Genomic DNA, 1,018 nt, shown 5'->3' on the forward strand with positions numbered 1-1,018 from the left:
GCCGGTGCGCGCTACGCCGACCCCCCGCAGGTCCAGGACGGTGTCGGCGTAGCGCGCACCGGCGGGACCGATGGAGTACAGGCGGACCCGGGACAGCTCGTACATGGCGAGGGACTCTCGTGCTCTCGTGCTCGGGAAGAACGGTTACGCGGGGCGGTTACGCCGACGGTGGCGCGTGGAAGGGCAGGCCCGCGTCGGCCGCGATCTCCAGGTCGTCGCCCTCGGGCGGCGGCAGGAGGGTGGCGGAGCCGTCGCTGACGGGGACGACGCCGAGTTCGAGGAGCTCGGCCATGGCGGTGGAGCCGGCCATGTCGCGGACTTGGAGCTGATAGCGGGCGGTGGTGCGGTAGGAGCCGCCGCCCTCGTCCCCGGTGCGCTGGAGGAACCCGGAGTCGGTGAGGAAGGCGGCCGCCTTGCCGACGATGCCGGTGGTGGATCCGGCGAGCCTGCGGGCGTCCTTGGTGGCGCCGGTGGCGCTGCGGCGGGCGTAGATCCGCCAGGCGGCCTCCAGGCCGGGGGCGTCGGACGCCGGGTCGGTGTTCTCGCCCTGCTCCTCGGCGCGCTGCTCCAGACGCAGACACGCCTGCCGTACGAACGCGTCGACGCCGTTGACGGTGAGTCGGCCGATGTACGCGTCGTCCGCGAGGTCCTCGGGGCGGGGGAAGGCCATGGCGGCGACGGCGAGATGGGCCAGGCCGTGCAGGAAGCGGTCGGCCGAGTCGGTGGAGGCGCGGCGCGCGTAGTCGCCCATGCGGACGGCGAAGACGGAGTCCTCGCCGGCGGTGACGGCCATCCCCGCGCGCGGGGAGACCTCCAGGACGATGAGCCCGAGGCCGGTGGCGACGGCGTCGGCGAGGCGCGCGAAGGCGGGGTCCTCGCGGTAGCGGCGCAGCAGCTCCGCGTACTCGGCGTCGCGGGCGGGGAGCAGCTTGGGCTGCAGCCCGAAGGAGACGAGGCGGGCCGCGTCGGAGGCGTCGGCGGGGGTGACGGTGGGCGCGGCGGCGGCCGGGGGCTGCGG

Annotated in this window: 1 protein-coding gene; it reads right to left on the reverse strand. The window is 75.4% G+C overall.

Annotated elements, in window-relative coordinates; all coding sequences use genetic code 11:
- Nucleotides 1–157: 157 nt before the first annotated feature.
- A partial coding sequence (locus AOK00_RS27445; protein ID WP_055602943.1) for a hypothetical protein occupies nucleotides 158–1,018 on the reverse strand: 861 nt, incomplete at its 5' end.

This window comes from Streptomyces aureus (assembly GCF_001418135.1).
Taxonomy (GTDB): Bacteria; Actinomycetota; Actinomycetes; order Streptomycetales; family Streptomycetaceae; genus Streptomyces; species Streptomyces aureus_A.